This is a genomic window from Paraburkholderia sp. J63, assembly GCF_905220245.1.
Taxonomy (GTDB): domain Bacteria; phylum Pseudomonadota; class Gammaproteobacteria; order Burkholderiales; family Burkholderiaceae; genus Paraburkholderia.
In genome coordinates this window covers 1-291 of record NZ_CAJMZF010000214.1, presented here as the reverse complement: position 1 = coordinate 291, position 291 = coordinate 1, and the positions used below count along the sequence as shown (strand labels likewise).

The window sequence follows — 291 nt, the reverse complement described above, 5'->3', positions numbered from 1 at the left end:
CTCACGCATCACAACGTCGCGCGCCTGCTCGACGCGACCTCGGCATGGTTCGACTTCGGCCCCACGGACGTGTGGACGATGTTCCACTCGTTCGCCTTCGACTTCTCGGTGTGGGAGATTTTTGGCGCGCTGTGCCACGGCGGACGTCTCGTCGTGGTGCCGTTCGCGGTGAGCCGCGCGCCCGAGGAATTCGCCGCGCTGCTGCGCCGCGAGCGCGTGACGGTGCTGAACCAGACGCCCTCGGCGTTCCGGCAGTTGCTGCAGGTGCCGGGGCTGTTCGATGGCGAACCG

Annotated in this window: 1 protein-coding gene; it reads left to right on the top strand. The window is 68.0% G+C overall.

Going from position 1 to position 291, the window contains the following annotated elements; genetic code table 11:
- The coding region (locus tag U5775_RS39235; protein WP_322063477.1) for an AMP-binding protein at nt 1-291 on the top strand (291 nt) is incomplete at both ends.